The organism is Paraniabella aurantiaca, assembly GCF_050309965.1.
Lineage (GTDB): Bacteria > Bacteroidota > Bacteroidia > Chitinophagales > Chitinophagaceae > Niabella.
The window spans coordinates 2085905-2104153 of record NZ_JBLOSY010000001.1 but is presented as its reverse complement, the minus strand read 5'-3'; the positions used below and the strand labels follow the sequence as shown (position 1 = coordinate 2104153).

The following is an 18249-nucleotide window of genomic DNA, read 5'->3' as shown; positions in this document are numbered from 1 at the left end:
AAGAAAACATTAGCTGCACAATAGTCCCATCAAAAGTTCTACAAAGTACCCGACGAACTTGCTGTGGTTCTGCCAAACTTAAGTTTCAGGAAGATCATCGTCAGCGACAATACTAATATCAATACATTGGTCATAATAATAACCAGGTCTTTTTTAAGCACTCCGTAAATTACCCACAAAACCTGGTTGGCTGCAGCTATTAAAAACATATTCAGCGATACATCTTTTGCAGACTTTTCTTTTACGGTCTTTATTACCTGGGGTAAAAACGTAAGCGTCGTTAAAAGGCCGGCAACATAGCCAAGTATATCAACAAATTCCATATCAGTGGGTTTAGTATTGCAAAAATAGATATCCTTTATGAGTTGAGCATTTTTATCAATTTGCTTTAGCAGCGGAAAATTAACAGACAACTTTTTATACAGCCACTCAGATTACATTAAATACCTCAGGTACAATGCTCAATACCTCATTTTATGAAGCCTTGTTATTTTATTATATTTCAAAGTTTGCCATCTCGATTATCGTTATTATTTTTCCCGCATGAATAAAATATTCCCTGCCCTTTTATTATGCATTATTGCTGTTAGCAGTTGCAGCAGAAAAATAACTGAGACAGGAAAAGCTTCTTTTTATGCCGATAAATTTGTGGGACGTAAAACCGCCAGCGGAGCGGTATTCAAACAAAATAAGCTAACCGCCGCTCACAAAACCTTGCCCTTTGGCACCAAAGTAAAAGTGAAAAACAAGGCCAACGGCAAAACAGTTAAAGTGCGTATTAATGACCGGGGACCTTTTGTACAAGGCCGGATCATTGATCTCAGCAAAAAGGCTGCTAAACGGCTGGATATGGTGAATGCAGGTGTTTCGGATGTCACCATCAAATACAAAAAAAAGAAGTAACCAGGCTGGAACAATTATTGCGGCCTGAAGCAAAATACTCACCATGAGCCATTACCAGGGAAAGATATTGAGCAGTACCTCTTCAATGGATGATCCTAACTTCGATTCGTCTGTTGTTTTTATAGCAGAACACAATGAACAGGGTGCTTTAGGATTTGTGATCAATAAGATTTTTAACCGCACATTAAATGATTTGGTGGAGTTCAGCGGTAGTCCTGCATTTCCTTTATACGAAGGTGGCCCGGTTGACCAGGAACATCTCTATTTCGTTCATCACCGCAGCGACTTAATACCGGGAGGCACACCTATTATTGATGATATTTACCTGGGCGGAGATTTTAAAAAAACTATCGAACAGATCAATAATAATAGTCTGACATCAAAAGACATTAAGATCTTTATTGGTTATTGCGGATGGGATACCGGCGAGCTGGAAGCAGAAATCGAGGAAGGTAGTTGGGAGGTGAAAGAGTTGGATGTAAGTGCTTTATTTACTGATAACGTAACATAAGCCACAACTCAACTATAGCTTACTATGTTTCTTAATCCAGTCTACTATCAGGTAGCATGCAGGCGCATACACATTACCATGATCAAATCCCTGCAGCTCGTATAACTTTACCTCTTTAACGCCTATACCTTTCAATACCGAATATAGATGCGCATTCTCTTCGTAGCGTGCCATCATTTCCAGATTCTTATCTCCGGTCATCAACAATGTTGGAGGTATGTCTTTACGGACTACATTCAATGGCGCCAACGCATCTACGATAGGTATATCCATCGGCAGTCCACGCTCCTTCCTGATCGTGTAATGGGTGTTGGTCTGTCCGCTTATAGGTAACAGTCCCCGAATACGGTTCGCATCTATTCCAAATTGGGAAAGATATTTTTTATCCAACCCAACCATTAAAGCCAGGTAACCTCCGGCCGAATGTCCCGAAACATAGATATGATCGGCACTGCCGCCCAAAGAATCAATATGTTTAAAAGCCCAGGCCACAGCTTCCGCAGCATCATCTATATAAGCGGGACTCTTCGCCTTTGGACTTAAACGATAATTAGCCGCAATTACAGCAATACCCTTGTTTTTTAATTCCTGCGGGATGCCCTTTTCTCCGCCCTCCAGACCGCCCCCATGAAACCATACTACAGTAGCAAAACTTTTCTTGTCCTTAGGGTAATAAATATCTAATACGCACCTGGATTTCTTATAAGCATCTTTTTCTGTTTTAGATACGTAAGAAATATTCTCTTTAAGAATATAGTCCTGCGCAAAAACACGAAAGGCTATACCGCACAATAACAACAGTAAAGGGAGCTTGCGTAACATAGTTTTACTTATTTTTAGTAATAAAATTATTCCAACACCGGGCTTAACCATCTTTCCGCATCTTCTATACTCATGCCCTTTCTTTTGGCGTAATCTTCCAGCTGATCCCGACCTATCTTACCCAAACCAAAATAATGGCTTTTAGGATGGGCAAAATACCATCCGCATACCGATGCGGGAGGGTCCATTGCCAGGCTTTCGGTTAAGGTAATGCCTATATTATCTGTTACTTTCAACAAATCAAACAGCTTATATTTTTCTGTATGATCAGGACAGGCAGGATATCCTGGGGCAGGCCTTATACCATCATATTCTTCCCATATCAGGTCTTTATTGGTCAGGTTCTCTTCTTTGGCATAGCCCCAATACTCCTTCCTCGATCTCTCGTGAAGACATTCAGCAAAAGCTTCTACAAACCTGTCGGCTAACACCTGGACCATGATCTTATTATAATCATCAAACTCAGCGGCGAAACGGTCAATATGCTGCTTCGCGCCATGAATAGTGACTGCAAAAGCGCCCATATAATCCTGTCCTTTCTCTTTGGGCATCACGAAATCGGCTAATGAGAAGTTGAAGTGTCCAGCTGCCTTCTTCGACTGCTGACGTAATGACTCCAGTTTTACTTCTGCTCCGTTAGCTTCGATGGTTATCGTATCTGCATTATTACTAGTGGCCGGCCAGAAGCCAATAACGCCATCAGCAGTAAACCATTTTTCTGCTACAATGCGTTCTACCATTTTCTGTGCCTCGGCTAAAAGCTTGGTAGCTTCTGCTCCAAACTTCTCGTCACTCAATACCTGTGGGTACCTGCCCGGCATTTCCCAGGCAATAAAGAACGGGCTCCAATCGAGGTATTTTGCTATTTCGCCGAGATCAAAATCTTTAAAGACTTTAACGCCATCTATGGCTGGCTGAGTGGGCGTATAGCTATCCCAGTCCAGTTGCTCTTTAGCAGCTACAGCATCTTTATAAGCAATCAAATCTTTCTTGTTCTTATTGGCGAATTGCTGACGCAGGCCTTCATATTCCTCACTGGTTTTATCTAATAATCCCTGCTTGTCTTTACCTAACAAAGTGCTTACGGCTGTTACACTTCTGGAAGCATCCAGAATGTGCATTACGCCATTATCATACTGGGGAGCAATCTTCACTGCTGTATGCATACGGGAAGTAGTAGCACCCCCAATTAATAAGGGCTGCTTCATATTGCGACGCTTCATTTCATGGGCTACGTGAACCATCTCATCCAGTGAAGGCGTAATTAACCCACTCAATCCAATAATATGCGCGCCTTCCCTTTCAGCAGTATCCAATATTTTATCGGCAGGCACCATTACGCCTAAATCGATTACATCATACCCATTACAGCCTAACACAACTCCTACAATATTTTTACCGATATCATGCACATCACCTTTTACAGTAGCTAACAAAACTTTACCTGCTCCTCCCGCCTGAGCAGATGGATTAGCCAGCTTTTCCTCTTCAATAAAAGGTGTTAACCAGGCAACAGATTTTTTCATCACACGTGCACTTTTTACCACCTGAGGTAAAAACATCTTACCTGCACCAAACAAGTCACCTACCACATCCATACCCGCCATTAAAGGGCCTTCAATCACTTCCAACGGCCGGGGATATTTTTGCCTGGCTTCTTCAGTATCTGTATCGATATAATCCGTAATACCATTTACCAATGCATGTTTCAGGCGTTCCTCAACGGTATTATCCCGCCAGGCATCGTTTTTCTTCTCTACTTTTCCTTCAGATTTAACTGTTTCTGCAAAAGTGATTAGTTTCTCGGTAGCTTCATTGTTATCATTATTTCGATTAAGAATAACATCCTCGCAAAGCTGTCTTAGCTGTGGCTCTATTTCATCATACACGACTAACTGCCCCGCATTTACGATACCCATGTTCATGCCAGCCTGAATGGCATAGTATAAAAAAACAGAGTGCATCGCCTCACGTACCGGCTCATTCCCTCTGAAAGAGAATGACAGGTTACTAACCCCACCACTTACCCCGGTTAACGGCATGAGTTGTTTAATACGACGGGTAGCTTCAATAAAGTCCACCCCATAATTATTATGCTCCTCCAAACCAGTAGCCACTGCAAATATGTTCGGATCGAAAATAATGTCCTGCCCTTTAAAGCCGAGTTGCTCTGTAAGTATCTTATAAGCACGATGACAAATCTCAACTTTACGATCTTCTGTATCTGCCTGTCCTTTTTCGTCGAAGGCCATTACAATAACTGCGGCGCCGTAGTTTTGACAGGTGATCGCCTGTTCAATAAACTTTTGCTCCCCTTCTTTTAAAGAAATAGAGTTTACAATACATTTTCCCTGTACGCACTTCAAACCGGCTTCAATAATTTCAAATTTCGAAGAGTCGATCATCAAAGGTACTTTGCATATATCCGGCTCACTTTGCAGGAGGTTGACAAAGGTTGTCATAGCCTGCACGCCATCTAACAACGCATCATCCATATTGATGTCAATAACCTGGGCCCCGTTCTCTACCTGTTGGCGTGCCACACTCAGTGCTTCTTCGTATTTATTTTCACGAATCAGGCGTGCAAATTTTTTAGAACCCGTTACGTTGGTTCTTTCCCCGATATTGATAAAATTAGTTTCAGGGCGTACAATTAATGGTTCTAAGCCCGAAAGACGGAGATATGGTTTGATAGTTAAACTCATAATTTTATTCTTTGCCACCAAGACATAAAGACGCAAAAAAACACAAAGGCTATAACACCATTCGTTTGATACCGTCTTTAATAAGTGGAACTGTGAAATTAATAATGTATCCCAAATGTTTGTTTGATAGCCGCAAATAACTAAGTAACTGAGCCTCCCATACAGGATGATAATTTTCCTGAGCCTTCAATTCAATGATTATCGCATCTGCAACCAAAATATCAAGTCTCAATCCATCTTCAAACTCAATACCATCATAAACAACGGGTACTCTTTTTTGCTTTATAAAAGATATTTGACGTTTAGTTAATTCGTAACAGAAACAAGATTCATAAACCTTTTCCAATAAACCAGGTCCCAGTGCTTTGTGTATATGATAAGCAATATCGACAACTTGTTTACCTAAAAACTCAATATGATTCCTTTCTTCTTCGAGCATCTTTCTGTCTTAAGTGTCTTTGTGGCTAAGCTTCTTCCACCACAGGTAATACCCTCGGCTGTATTGTTTTTACCGCCTTCGCAATTTCACGGATATGATCAGGTGTAGTGCCACAGCAGCCTCCTACAATATTTACAAAGCCCTGGTTAGCCCAATCGTCAAGAAAAGCTGCCGTTTGTGTAGGTAGCTCATCATACTCACCCATTGCATTGGGTAGTCCTGCATTGGGATAAGCAGATACATAACAACCGGCAATTTGTGATAACTCTTCTACGTGCGCCCTCATTTCCCGGGCGCCCAAAGCACAATTAAGTCCAATACTTAATGGATTGGCATGCGCCACCGAAATATAGAAAGCTTCTAATGTTTGTCCGCTCAGGGTACGCCCCGAAGCATCCGTAATAGTACCGCTGATCATGATCTCACATTCGGAACCCGGATGCTCCCTGAAATATTTTTTGGCTGAAAAAATAGCCGCTTTCGCGTTCAGGGTATCGAAGATGGTTTCAATTAGAAGGATATCTGCACCTGCCTCAATTAACGCATGAATCTGTTCGGTATAAGCCACCACTACCTCATCAAAGGTAACCGCACGATAACCAGGATTATTTACATCGGGAGAAAGACTCAATGTTTTATTCAATGGGCCGATAGCGCCCGCAACGAATTTTGGCGCCTGATCTCCTGTTTCTTTTTGATACTCAAGGATCGCATCCTTCGCACATTGCACAGAAGCTACGTTTAGCTCATGTGCCAATGCCTGCATATCATAATCAGCCTGGGCGATAGATGTACTGCTAAACGTGTTGGTTTCAATAATATCAGACCCTGCCAGCAGATATTCTTTATGAATCGCTTTGATCACATCGGGCCGGGTGATACTCAGCAGATCATTATTACCTCTCACATCTGTGTGCCAGTCTTTAAATCGATCGCCTCTGTAATCTTCTTCGGTAAGCTTATAGCGTTGTATCATGGTACCCATAGCACCATCCAGCACTAATATTTTTTCATTCAATAAATTTCTTATTGTACTCATTCGTAACAATTTAAATTTTGCCTTGTTTTATTGAACTAATTATAAACGTGGGAACCTGAAGAGTGGTCTTACGTTTATTAGTTCATTTTTTTACGCAGGGTGAACAATAAACAAATCCGCCTGCGGGATGCAAAGTTACGACAAAAGTCAAAAATTTGGGTTGTATTGCAATCTATAGCTTAAAACACTAAAAAAAATTTAAAATGTAGTAAAAAACACTAAAAAGCAATAGCCAGGTGTATATACACTTGGCTATTACACTATGAAGAATAAAGAAGATTAGTTACGACCCCGCATACCTCCTCCTCCTCCGCCGCCAAAGCCACCACCTCCGGATCCTCTCCTCTCAAAATTACGGCGTTCTCCACCACCTCCTTCACCCCCCTCTCCACGGCCGCCTCCGCCTCTTCTGCCTCCACCGCCGAATTTTCGTGGATAATAAGAAAGCGTAACCATAAAGAACTGCTGCAATCCGTTAGATACCGTAGTGCTTACATTAGTTAAGCTTGAAGTAGTTGCAATGTTCTGGTTTTTCTTCAATATATCCATCGCAGATAACTTTACTTCTGCCTGCTTGGTTTTTAAGAACCGGTAAGTAGCAAAGGCATTCCATAAAGTAGAGGACTGATTAGTTGTATTGTTGGTAACATAATTAATAGTACTGCTGATTGTCAGATCCCGTATAGGAGACAGGTTCAGGTTCCCCTGGGTAATATAATTAACGGTGTGTAATGAAGCTATATCCTGACGGCTTTGCCGGCTGCTATTAGTATTAATTGCCTGTGAGGCCTGAATATTTCCAATATCTCCCAGCGTATAAAACACTCCAATATTGTAGGTAAGATTATTGGCCTTAGCAATATTGTATAAACCATCTACATAATTTGGAGAAGTGGTATTACTATAGTTGAAAGAATAATTAAACTGAAGCACCTTATTATTTTTCAACTTGAAGGAAGTTCTTCCGGTAAAACCAGCACTATAATTACGTCTTCCGTCCATATTAATTAAATAAATAGTTCTTCGGCTTGTACTGTCGTCGAAAAAGCTACTATCTACTATGCCCCGGTTAACCTGGCTGGCAGCACCATTTAGCTCAAAACTCAGATCTGCTTTACGTGCAGGTTGTTCCCGGCGGTAATTTAAATTGAAGGTAAGACCATTGGTTATATATGGCTTTAGGTTGGCATTACCTAAATTGATATTATATACGTTAGTACTAGTATCAACGATAGGCCGTAATTGATCAACAGTGGGAATTGAAGGATTTGAAGACCCGTTTAAATTTGCTTCAATAGTATATTTATTAAAGCGCTGGTAATTATAACCAACTGATGCTGAAGGTGTGAAGAAGTTAAAAGAGCGATCAATATTGCGGTAATCGAAATTAGACTCATTTCTTTCTGTTAAAAATTGTCCTTGAACATTAGCCGATACATTAATATACCGGTTAAATCGATCTGATAACCGTCTCGTAAAATTCTTGGAAAGCCTTAGAGAGGGTCTGTCCTCGATCCTTGTAACACGGTTATCGTTGGTTAGGGAATCATTAATTATATAATTTGCTGTCAAGGAATCATAGTCACTTACAAGCGTATTAGATTCTGAGCGCGAAAATGAAACGTTATTATTTAAAACCATATTGATGTTCCATAAACTAAAATTACCAAACAGCAGACGCTTTAACGCATTGTAATTCATCCCGAGATTGGTATTAAAGCTTGAGCCTTCGTTATTGTTCTTCCGGTTATAATACCTGTTCTCACTAGGTCGTTCGTAAGAAATAAAATCGGTCAGGTTTTTACTTTCACTTTTTGAATCATTCAGGCTTAAATTATAATTGAGGCCAAAGCTTTTCAGGTTGCGATCATCATCATCTTTGTTTCTGAATGAAGTAGAGAAATTAAGACCGTTGCTGGAGTTCATTGAAGAAGTGGTGCTCTTACTTCGGCTCACGGGATTTCCATCTTCTGTAAAACGTTCAGTTAAACCACTGGAATTTCTTTCACCATCAGAAGAGCTAAAATTCAGATTTACAGAAAAATCTTTATCCTGATCTCGTTTGTTATAACTAAGTCCCGCGTTATGCGAATTATTATCTGAATTACTTTCCTGCAGTGCATCCTGTAAATAGACTCTATTAGGCACTGTAATCCTAGAGTCAGTAGTTGAACTTGTAAAATTCCGCGTATTTCTAAAATCATAATTAGCTCTGAGCTGGTTATTAAAACGGCTGTTATTGGTTTGAGAAAAATCGTATTGCACATTACCACCCAAAAACAGCACCCGGTTAATACCATTACTACCAAAGTTCGCTACGTACCTGTTATTAGGATTATAGTTCCGGTAAGTGCTTTGTTGAAACATCTCCTGCAAACCCGCCGATTTATTAATATTATTCATACTGGCGGCTATTCCGCCCCTTATCCGTTTATTATAAGCGAGTCCCGACGCATCCCCTTCATACCGATCATCGGTACCAATACCGGCACCGGCTTTACCAAAGTAACCGAATTTTTTATCCTCGCGTAACTTGATATTCATCGTCAGCATAGAGTCTGCGGGGTTATCATCAATATTGTCCTTCGTATAATCTGTTTCTTTATACACCTGTATTTTCTCTATAGCATTCTTTGGCAGGTTTTGCGTAGCCATTGCCGGATCACTGCCGAAGAAGGGCTTACCGTCTACATATACATTATTTACTTTTCGCCCGTTAACGGTGATCGTTCCATCACCCCACATGGTAACACCCGGCACTCTTCTCAACATATCTTCTACCACCGCGTTAGAATCTAATTTAAAAGCTGCGGGATTGATCTCCAGGGTATCTCCGTTCATAGTGATCGGAACAACAGCTTTAACCACCACTTCATCCATGGTACCCTGGCTCTTGGCCAACAGTACATTTTTAAAATTGAAACTCCGATTAGCAGAATCTAAAGTGATCGTTTTAGAAAACGGGTTATATCCTGTAAAAGAAAAATTGATATTAACCGGGGTGAAAAACGGTATATCATTAAAGGTGAAAGCACCATCTTCTCCGGTTATATGATAATTCACCAGCGAAGAATCAGATTTCTTATACAGTGTTATTGTTACAGATTGCAACGCATAATCATCAGCCGAGTCCTTTACAATACCTGTAATAGAACCGCTACGCGTGGAATCTTTTTGAGCCAATAGCAAAGAGGGTAAAAAAGCTATAAGCAGCACAGTTATTAGTATCCGCATTATCCGATCTTATTTTTGGGTTTTAATTGAATGATAACCGGATTATCTGTACGGGTACCCTTTTCAAAATATTGTTTAACGGCAGGTTTGTATTGAGGATTCTTTGCCTGGTTATAGTCTCTGTTCTGGAACATTGTAGAAGATGAAGCGCTCGTGTATAAATAATTACCATCGCTGTATTGAATGCTTGTTGATAGAACCGGCAAAAAAGCGTTGGTGCTATCAGCCGTTATTTTACCGGTTGCATAGAAGCGATTGGTAGATTCATCAAACAGGAAGTTCCGGTCTCTAGGGCTACGATTATAATCAAGCGAGAAGAAAAGATATTGTTGCAGTTGATAAACACCATAAATCTTCCATACAAAATTTCCGTTCTGCTCGCGATACAAATCAAAATCGTTTTTAGATCGGAAAGGATTTGCGAAAAAGGATTTTGACAGGGAATTTTCTAGAGGTAATATTAAGGTATACAGCAGGGATGTGCTGTCATTTGTCAATTTATAGATGCCATAACTATAAGGCCGGGTAAATAATAACGCTCCGGGATCGTTGGTAGGGAAAAATGAAATTTGCTCCGGTTTGAAATAATAAGTATCGTTTCGTTTATTATAAGGGAGATACCTGCTTATGTTCTTCTCCCCATCGTACACTTTAAGCTCATACTCTGTTTGATCGTTAAATTTACGGTTTGCAAATATGTAGCTGTACGCCCATTGATTGCCATTAAATATAGTAGGATCAACAAGAGACAAGCTGAATCCTTTTAACCGTTGAATCTTCTCCTTATGAATGTCGCCCAGATCATAGTAAGCCGACCAGGTAAATCTCGCAAAGGATTTATTGGTTGGATCTTCCATCATTTTTTCAATTTCGGCTGGCGAAAAATTGTAGTTCTTATTGCTGCCCGAGATAAAAATGGCATTCTTTGCTTTGTCTAGCTGAATGGATTTAATAATGCAGTTAGGCGGCCGGTATTTCTTTATAAATTTTCCTTTCTTATCAAAGAAATAAATAAAGTTCGTGTCCGCATCCCAAATAATAAAGTATTTGTCAGATACCAATAACTGCCTTATGCGGCCAAAAATGCTTTTTTTGGTTGTTTCGAGAGGTATATAGTCTATTTCCTCAAATACTTTTGACGCATTCGCACCCGATGCAAAACCCGGCTGAAAGTACAGTTCCTTTCCGTTTTGGCCCATAACGGCATAACATGCCGACAGGCAAAAAATCGTTATCCATTTTCTCATAACCCCTTTGACGTTGGAAAAATCATTTTCCTGCAATTTTTAATTGAAAAACCGATATTAATTATCGGTTTGACTATTAAAAGGTTAAAAGGTTTAAAAAAATAAAAAAGGCCCGCTGTAAAAACAGCACGCCTATAATCGATTGCCAAAATAAAAAAATATATGAAAAACCTTAATAGGTTGAAACTACTACATTAGTTAAAAGCATAGCTTAAAGTAACACCGTAAGTACGCGGATCACCTAATACGCCGGCATAATGTCCTGCATTACCACCGGCAGGCAATAATTGTTCAAAATAGTTTTTATCCAAAATATTACGTCCCCAGATGAAGGCCGAAAACCCTTTCGTAGCTCTAAATCCAAGTCTTGCATTCACCAATCCATAGCCAGCTACATTTAAGTAAGCAGATGGAGAGGGGCTGGAAGAAAAACCAGAGCGGGCAAAGAAGTCAGCCCCGATAAAGAAACGATTGGCTCTTCCGAATAAAGATGATGGGGTTGAATATTCACCGCCTAAAGAGCCCGCCCATTTAGAAATTCCTGGTATGGCACCTCCCGAAATATCTTTGAAGGCCACCTGAACATTATCCGCATTGGTTGCGCCTGTTTCTTCCAGAGGCAAAGGTGCGTTAGTGAACTTCACATAAATCCCCTCAGAATAAGCCAGCGCACCATAGAAGCTGAAATGATGGTTTAACCGATAAGACGCATCAGCTTCTATACCTCTTACACGAACTTTGTCTGCATTGGCGATATAACCCCTGTTTACTCCCAACTCGGCCGATTGAACGTTTGTCTGGTAATCTTTGATATCTGAATTGTAAGCAGCTATATTAAAGGTAAGATCTGCTGTAAGGTTCGTTTTAACACCTACTTCGTAATGCTTAGTATACTCTGGCCGGATAACAGCCAAATCTGTTGCAGGCTGACCATTAACAGTTGGCAAACCTGCCACGTTTACACCTACCGGCTTGTAGCTTGTTGAAAAGGTACCAAAAGCATTTATTTTTCTTGAAGGCCTATAAGCCAATGTTACCTGGTAAGTAGCATTACGCTCATATGCATCCGCTTCGTAAAACTGGTTGCTATATACACCGTTTTTTAATGCTAATAATGCAGGATCCGTTGTTTGTAAGCCACCATATGTTTTACGGTCATATACTACCTGCTTTTCATCATAATTCAATCGTATACCTGGCTGAATGTGGAAATGATCAATAAACTCCCAGTCTACGTTGGCGAATACCGCAGCACTTTTAGAACGGATGGAAGAATTAGTTTTGATACCATAGCCTTCAAAAAGACCCGGAGTTTTCCAAAGCGCGCTGGTAGAGCTCTGTGAAAAGCGCCACTGATCGCGACCAGATTCTTCTGTTCCGTCAATCTTTACTTCCTGTCCCAGGTAAAATACGCCTATAACACCGCTCAGCTTATCTGTAATATCACCTGCATACCTGATCTCCTGGGAAATGTTTTTATGTTTGGCCGGGTTTTGAGATTTAGCTAAAGCCTGTAAACCTGTAAAGTCCCTGTCATTAGACGGATCCCAGTTCCAATAACGCCATGCAGTAGTGGCAGTAAGTACTCCTGGTCCTATTTTACTATCGATATTAACCGATGCACCGCCTATTTCATTACCTGAATTCCATGGTGTATCATGATCGATCACACGCATAAATGCATCTACCTGTCCCTCCTTGTTTATATTAGGTAATTTATAATTTAAGTCGGAGGTGATTGCATTAAATTGTCTGTATGCCGGTCTTTTTGTTGTAACTACTCCTGCTACTACCTGCGCATATCCATCAGGTCTTTGCTTATTGTATTCACCTGCTAAAGTAACAGAGGTATTATCGGATACGTTATACAGAAATTGCGTACGTAAACCCAAGTTATTGATATCATTGGTATACTTATCAGTTGCAATATTATGTACTGTTCCATCTCTTTGTGTTCCGGAGAAAGACACACGGGCCGCTAATCTTTTGGTCAGGGGCCCTGTAACAGAAGCTTTGGCCTGTATAAATCCAAAGTTGCCATAGCTTACTTCAAGGTTACCGCCGGGCACAAAGCTTGGCTTACGGGTAGTAATATTGATAGCACCCGAAGTAGTGTTTTTACCGAATAACGTTCCCTGTGGACCTCTTAACACTTCTATCCTTTCAATATCTACAAAATCAAGTGTTGCTACAGCAGGACGTGCGTAATACACCCCATCTACATAGTAACCCACACCCGGATCCAGACCGTCATTGGTCAATCCGAATGGAGAACCCAGTCCACGGATATTAATACCGGTGTTTCTTGGGTTGGAGGTATACATTTGTAAAGAAGGAACAATTTCTTTTACACGGGTAACATTAAATGCACCTGATTCTTCAATCTGCTTGCCTCCTACCACAGATACGTTAATAGGCACATCCTGCAATACTTCACGCCGGCGCCTGGAGGTAATTACTACGGTATCTGTTTGATACAGTACCTGTAGTTTAACAATAAGTGAATCTTCCAGATTTCTCACCGCTATATTGCGAATTGCATAGTTAACCGATGAGACGGTTACAGTGAAAGGTATTTTGGGTACCTGTGATAAAGTAAAAATACCGGCACCGTCGGTTGTGGTTCCCTGTGTAGTACCTTTAATAACTACACTTGCGCCGGGTAAAGGATCATTGTTTTCATTAACCACCTTACCAGCCAGCTGGGCATTCACCAGCGCCGGCAGAAAGACTGCAAGAAGAAATGTTAGTTTAAGTTGGCTCGATCTTTTTTGTTTCATTGTTATGCTTTGATAAATTTTGGCGATTTAGACTTGTTACCCGGGCATGTCGATTATAAAGAAAATGGGCGGCAACAAAGTCTATTGTTTATGTAGACTAATATTGTAAAAAAATAGTTGACGATGTATTAACAGCAACAGCAGCTTTTACCTTGAAAGGCGCTACAACAACAACTTTTATAATACTTCTGCGTATACATACTTTTAAAATGTGAGTGCAAATATAGGTGCATTAAATTAGTCCACAAAAAAAGTAGACTATTTTTTAAAAAAATATTTAGAGGAATATGGCTTTGCAAATGGTGATAAGGCTCATTACGATAACGAGTACGCCGACCACGAAAAACATTTTTCGCACAGGTAAACGGGAGGTTAGCATGGCTGAGAAAGGAGCTGTGATAATACCGCCTATTAATAATCCGGCAACAATATTCCAGTGATGAATACCAATAGTGAAAATAAAAGTAACAGCGCTGGTTACGGTTAAGATAAATTTAGCAACAGTGGAGCTGCCCACCACATAACGAGGTGTTCTGCCATTTTTAATAAAAGTACCCGTTACCAAAGGGCCCCAACCACCACCGCCAAATGAATCGATAAAACCACCGGCCAATCCCAATAAAGGGATATTTGTTTTCTTCTTTTCTATTCTGCGCTCTTTGCTTTTAAATACATTAGTTAGTATTCGAACGCCGAGATATAATGTATAAGCAGCGATAAAAGGCTTCGTTATTGCAGCATATTTTTCACCCACGTAAGTAAGCAACAACGCGCCTATAACAGCTCCTATTATTGCCGGCAGCGCAAGTGCTTTGATGAGCTTTTTATTGACATTGCCTAATTTGAAATGGCTGATACTGCCTGCCGCAGTAGTAAACGACTCTGCAGAATGAATACTGGCACTTACTACAGGCGGAGGAACATTGAGCATCAGCAAAATGGTAGTACAAATCACCCCATACCCCATGCCCATGGAACCGGCTACTATTTCGGCCAGAAAGCCCGTCAGCAGCATCCAGTAAAACAGATGATGGTCTTTATTTAATTCCTGTAAAATCACATCCACCAGGCCAAATGCATACAAAGCATATACACTTAAGCTTACCAATAATACAATGCCTAATATAATAAGGTACCAATTGGTACTTTTTTGAGCTTTGGCTACTACATCAGCAGACTCAACCATTTCACCTGCAGGCTCGGCGTCCGATTCGAAAGCTTTTAAAGCTTCATCCGGATTTTCGACCAGAGAGCGGGTTACGTTATTAAGCACTTTTACCTTATGATCAAAGTCGCCCGATAGCTTATTGCGCAAGGCCTGCATATTATCCAACACATCATCAATCTCGTCGGGTATTGACTCGTTAAGGGTCTCTTTCAAACGCTTGGCAATGGTGGGCGATTTACCATTAGTGGAAATAGCTATTTTAAGATTTCCCTTTTTAACAACAGAGCCCAGGTAAAAATCACAAAGCTCTGGCTTGTCGGCCACATTCACCAGCTTCTCACAAGCCGTAGCATCCACTCTCACCTGCTGTGCTACCTGTAAATCATTTACAGCTGCAATAACGAGGTCGGCCGCCCGGATATCGGCTATTTGGTATGCCCGCTCCTCCAGTACAATGGTATTGTAAGGCTTTACAAATTCACGAACCGCGTCGCTTATTTGTATGGCCACCAGTTTGATTTGAGTAGCAGGAGCATTTCTAACAACAGCCAGCAGTTTTTCCAAGCCGATATTACCTCCCCCAATAATTAAAAGCTTCAACTGCTCCAGCTTTAAAAAAACGGGAAACAGATTGTTGCTAATATCAGCTTTATTATTTGTATGTGCGGACTCGCTCAAGTATGTAGATTGTACGATATAAGTTGTACCATGTACGAATTAAAACTGATCAGCTATATTCAGCAAAACAAGGGTGCGACGCAAGAGAGATGATAGTAGCATCCAGGCCGGGACAATAAAATTATTTATCCTTTTTGGTCGTTTTTAAAATTTTGCTGACAGAATCCTTATGCGAAAAACTGTCTTTATCGGTTACCTCGCTTTGGTTATATACCAAAGAATTAGCAGGTACATTGAACGTTACCCAGGCATTACCACCTATTACACAGTCCCGCCCAATTGTAATATCACCCAAAATAGTTGCTCCCGAGTAAATAATCACATTGTCTTCAATAGTAGGATGTCTTTTAGATTTCTTTTTTGTTTTTGCAGAGTTTAAAGCACCTACCGTCACACCCTGGTACATTCTTACATCATTGCCTATTACTGATGTTTCCCCAATCACAACACCGGTACCATGATCTATAAAAAAGTTTTTGCCAATAGTGGCGTAAGGATGAATGTCGATACCCGTCTTGCTGTGCGCATATTCTGCAAAAAGCCTTGGCAAGCCACGTATACCTTGTTTACGTAATTGGTTTGAAATACGATAAACTGCAATGGCATAGAACCCTGGATAGGTTTGCAATATCTGGCTTACATTCAGTGCCGCAGGATCATTCGCCACAAACGCCGCCGCATCTTCCTGTAAGGTTGCATAAATATCAGGTAAAGCAGTAAAGAAAACTTCAACGGCCTGTTGAGATTTAGCTCCGTCATTTAGCACATCATATATTAATGTGGCCAGGTGACTTTGTAATGAGTAAAAGCCTTTTTCCAGGTCACTTTCCTTTTGATTAACCCCTGTTTTAGGGATAAACAAAAACTGGAAGATATCATCAATAAACTGATGTGCCAGGTCTTTATCGGGCAGGTTGCCCAATTTGGCATTGTTCTGTAAAAGGAGTTTTATAAAGTTCTTACTGCTCATTGCTTAATAGTTAAAATGTTGATGAGTTGATATGTTGACAAGGAAAGTACTACTTTTTAGCTAACAAACATATCAACTTTTTAACTCAATTAAAGAATCCACTTCCTGTGAGAGAAATCGCCGAAGGTTTCATTTTCTTTTTTCTCTTTGGTATAAACCCCAAATAACTCATCGAGCGTGGTCAGTATCTGCTCTTCGTTCAGGCTATCTTTAAACTTAGTGTTTAATCTTTCACCTAACCTATCGCCACCAATGTGCAAATTGTATTTGCCGTAAGCAGTACCTACAAAACCTATTTCAGCGTTTGGAGATCTGCCACAGCCATTGGGGCAACCTGTCATACGCATTACGATATTATCATTGTGCATACTATGCTTTTCCAGTATGGGTTCCAGCTTGGAAATCAGGGTAGGTAAATAACGTTGCCCTTCAGCTAACGCTAACGGACAAGTATTGAACGCTACGCAGGCAATTGCATTTTTTCTTAATGCTCCTGCTTTATCTGTATATTCAATAATGCCATACTCATTTAGCAATACTTCAATAGCGGCTTTATCCTTGGAACTGATGTCTGTAAGAATTACATTTTGATTGGCTGTAAAACGGAAATTACATTTACCTAATTCTGCAATTTTAAGCAGGCAGGTTTTAAAATCAATTCCTTCACCATCTAATACGCGACCATTTTCTACAAATACCGTATAATGCCATTTTTTATCTGCGCTTTGCATCCAGCCATACCGGTCTATCCTTTCAGTGAAAGTATACGGACGGGCAGGCTCTAATTTAAAGCCACAACGCTTTTCAATTTCTTCCCGATATTTATCAACACCCAGTTTGTCTACGGTATATTTTAAGCGAGATAATTTCCGGTCGGCACGGTTTCCAAAATCACGTTGTACAGTGATGGTTTCGTACACTGCTTTCAGTATTTTTTCTTCATCATTCTCCACAAATCCCAACACTGTAGCCAGTCTTGCGTAAGTATTAGGGTTACCATGTGTAGTTCCTAATCCTCCTCCGGCAGCCAGGTTAAAACCTACCAGCTTATCATTTTGAATAATAGCGATCAGCGCTATATCATTGATGAATACATCTACATCATTATTAGGAGGAACCGCTATACCAATCTTTAGTTTACGGGGCAGATAACGATCTTTATATAAGGGATCTTCTTCTGTCTTCTCTCCTATTTTTTCTTTATCGATCCATATCTCGTACCAGGCCTGTGTTTTAGGCTTCGCCATTTCGCTGATCTTAGATGCGAATTGAAATACTTCGTCATGAACCGGTGATTCGCCAGGATTAGAAGTACAACAAACGTTACGGTTTACGTCGCCGCAAGTAGCAATAGAATCTAACCCTGCCAGGTTAAACGACTGCATAGTAGGTTTTATATGCGACTTCAAAATTCCGTGTAATTGCACGGTTTGCCTGGTGGTTATTTTAATGGTTCCGGTAGAATGCTCTCCCGCCACATGGTGCATCGCTACCCATTGTTCGGGTTTTAAGAAACCTCCCGGTAAACGCAGGCGCAACATAAAAGAATACAGCCACTCCAGCTTCTTGGCACTACGTTCCTCACGTCTGTCCCGGTCATCCTGCTGGTACATACCGTGAAATTTGATCAGGTTCGTATCATCTTCACGCACGGCCCCTGTATAGCTATCCGACAGACTTTCCTTTAAAGTACCACGCAATCCGTTACTGGCAATTTTTATCTTTTCTACTGGTGATTGTTCGCTCATTTAAT

13 protein-coding genes are annotated in these 18249 nt (G+C 40.6%); 2 read left to right on the top strand and 11 right to left on the bottom strand.

What is annotated here, in order from left to right; all coding sequences use genetic code 11:
• Positions 1-38: 38 nt before the first annotated feature.
• The gene (locus ACLOAU_RS09155; protein ID WP_427861562.1) at positions 39-323 is read right to left on the bottom strand and encodes a SemiSWEET family sugar transporter; all 285 of its coding nucleotides are present in this window, start codon (positions 321-323) and stop codon (positions 39-41) included.
• 220 nt (positions 324-543) lie between these two features.
• Between ACLOAU_RS09155 and ACLOAU_RS09150 the strand changes: the two genes are divergently transcribed.
• On the top strand, positions 544-903 hold the full coding sequence (locus ACLOAU_RS09150; RefSeq protein ID WP_427861561.1) for a septal ring lytic transglycosylase RlpA family protein: 360 nt from the start codon (positions 544-546) through the stop codon (positions 901-903).
• A gap of 43 nt (positions 904-946) precedes the next feature.
• Complete coding sequence (locus ACLOAU_RS09145) at positions 947-1414, top strand: YqgE/AlgH family protein (protein WP_427861560.1); 468 nt, start codon at positions 947-949, stop codon at positions 1412-1414.
• Positions 1415-1426: 12 nt separating this feature from the next.
• Here ACLOAU_RS09145 and ACLOAU_RS09140 read toward each other — a convergent pair whose 3' ends face one another.
• The 10 genes from ACLOAU_RS09140 to ACLOAU_RS09095 form a co-directional block, all read right to left on the bottom strand.
• Positions 1427-2236 (bottom strand): alpha/beta hydrolase, encoded by an 810-nt coding sequence (locus ACLOAU_RS09140; RefSeq protein WP_427861559.1) that lies wholly within the window; start codon positions 2234-2236, stop codon positions 1427-1429.
• A 26-nt stretch (positions 2237-2262) separates the two neighbouring features.
• Entirely contained in the window at positions 2263-4941 is a 2679-nt protein-coding gene (metH, locus tag ACLOAU_RS09135; RefSeq protein ID WP_427861558.1) for a methionine synthase, read from the bottom strand.
• A 49-nt stretch (positions 4942-4990) separates the two neighbouring features.
• Entirely contained in the window at positions 4991-5380 is a 390-nt protein-coding gene (locus ACLOAU_RS09130; RefSeq protein ID WP_427861557.1) for a GxxExxY protein, read from the bottom strand.
• 25 nt (positions 5381-5405) lie between these two features.
• Positions 5406-6419, bottom strand: a complete 1014-nt coding sequence (locus tag ACLOAU_RS09125; protein WP_427861556.1) for a homocysteine S-methyltransferase family protein — start codon at positions 6417-6419, stop codon at positions 5406-5408.
• A 279-nt stretch (positions 6420-6698) separates the two neighbouring features.
• Entirely contained in the window at positions 6699-9653 is a 2955-nt protein-coding gene (locus ACLOAU_RS09120; protein ID WP_427861555.1) for an outer membrane beta-barrel protein, read from the bottom strand.
• On the bottom strand, positions 9653-10900 hold the full coding sequence (locus ACLOAU_RS09115; protein ID WP_427861554.1) for a 6-bladed beta-propeller: 1248 nt from the start codon (positions 10898-10900) through the stop codon (positions 9653-9655). The genes ACLOAU_RS09120 and ACLOAU_RS09115 overlap by 1 nt, the downstream gene beginning before the upstream one ends.
• Before the next feature lie 194 nt (positions 10901-11094).
• Entirely contained in the window at positions 11095-13680 is a 2586-nt protein-coding gene (locus ACLOAU_RS09110) for a TonB-dependent receptor (protein ID WP_427861553.1), read from the bottom strand.
• Positions 13681-13957: 277 nt separating this feature from the next.
• Entirely contained in the window at positions 13958-15526 is a 1569-nt protein-coding gene (locus tag ACLOAU_RS09105; protein ID WP_427861552.1) for a TSUP family transporter, read from the bottom strand.
• A 121-nt stretch (positions 15527-15647) separates the two neighbouring features.
• Complete coding sequence (gene epsC, locus ACLOAU_RS09100; protein WP_427861551.1) at positions 15648-16496, bottom strand: serine O-acetyltransferase EpsC; 849 nt, start codon at positions 16494-16496, stop codon at positions 15648-15650.
• A gap of 89 nt (positions 16497-16585) precedes the next feature.
• The gene (locus ACLOAU_RS09095) at positions 16586-18244 is read right to left on the bottom strand and encodes an NADPH-dependent assimilatory sulfite reductase hemoprotein subunit (RefSeq protein WP_427861550.1); all 1659 of its coding nucleotides are present in this window, start codon (positions 18242-18244) and stop codon (positions 16586-16588) included.
• Positions 18245-18249: the final 5 nt, after the last annotated feature.

Bases quoted from the DNA above. Each gene is read 5' to 3' on its own strand.
- ACLOAU_RS09155 (WP_427861562.1), bottom strand. From the start codon at position 323: ATGGAATTTGTTGATATACTTGGCTATGTTGCCGGCCTTTTAACGACG.
- ACLOAU_RS09150 (WP_427861561.1), top strand. From the start codon at position 544: ATGAATAAAATATTCCCTGCCCTTTTATTATGCATTATTGCTGTTAGC.
- ACLOAU_RS09145 (WP_427861560.1), top strand. From the start codon at position 947: ATGAGCCATTACCAGGGAAAGATATTGAGCAGTACCTCTTCAATGGAT.
- ACLOAU_RS09140 (WP_427861559.1), bottom strand. From the start codon at position 2,236: ATGTTACGCAAGCTCCCTTTACTGTTGTTATTGTGCGGTATAGCCTTT.
- metH (WP_427861558.1), bottom strand. From the start codon at position 4,941: ATGAGTTTAACTATCAAACCATATCTCCGTCTTTCGGGCTTAGAACCA.
- ACLOAU_RS09130 (WP_427861557.1), bottom strand. From the start codon at position 5,380: ATGCTCGAAGAAGAAAGGAATCATATTGAGTTTTTAGGTAAACAAGTT.
- ACLOAU_RS09125 (WP_427861556.1), bottom strand. From the start codon at position 6,419: ATGAGTACAATAAGAAATTTATTGAATGAAAAAATATTAGTGCTGGAT.
- ACLOAU_RS09120 (WP_427861555.1), bottom strand. From the start codon at position 9,653: ATGCGGATACTAATAACTGTGCTGCTTATAGCTTTTTTACCCTCTTTG.
- ACLOAU_RS09115 (WP_427861554.1), bottom strand. From the start codon at position 10,900: ATGAGAAAATGGATAACGATTTTTTGCCTGTCGGCATGTTATGCCGTT.
- ACLOAU_RS09110 (WP_427861553.1), bottom strand. From the start codon at position 13,680: ATGAAACAAAAAAGATCGAGCCAACTTAAACTAACATTTCTTCTTGCA.
- epsC (WP_427861551.1), bottom strand. From the start codon at position 16,496: ATGAGCAGTAAGAACTTTATAAAACTCCTTTTACAGAACAATGCCAAA.
- ACLOAU_RS09095 (WP_427861550.1), bottom strand. From the start codon at position 18,244: ATGAGCGAACAATCACCAGTAGAAAAGATAAAAATTGCCAGTAACGGA.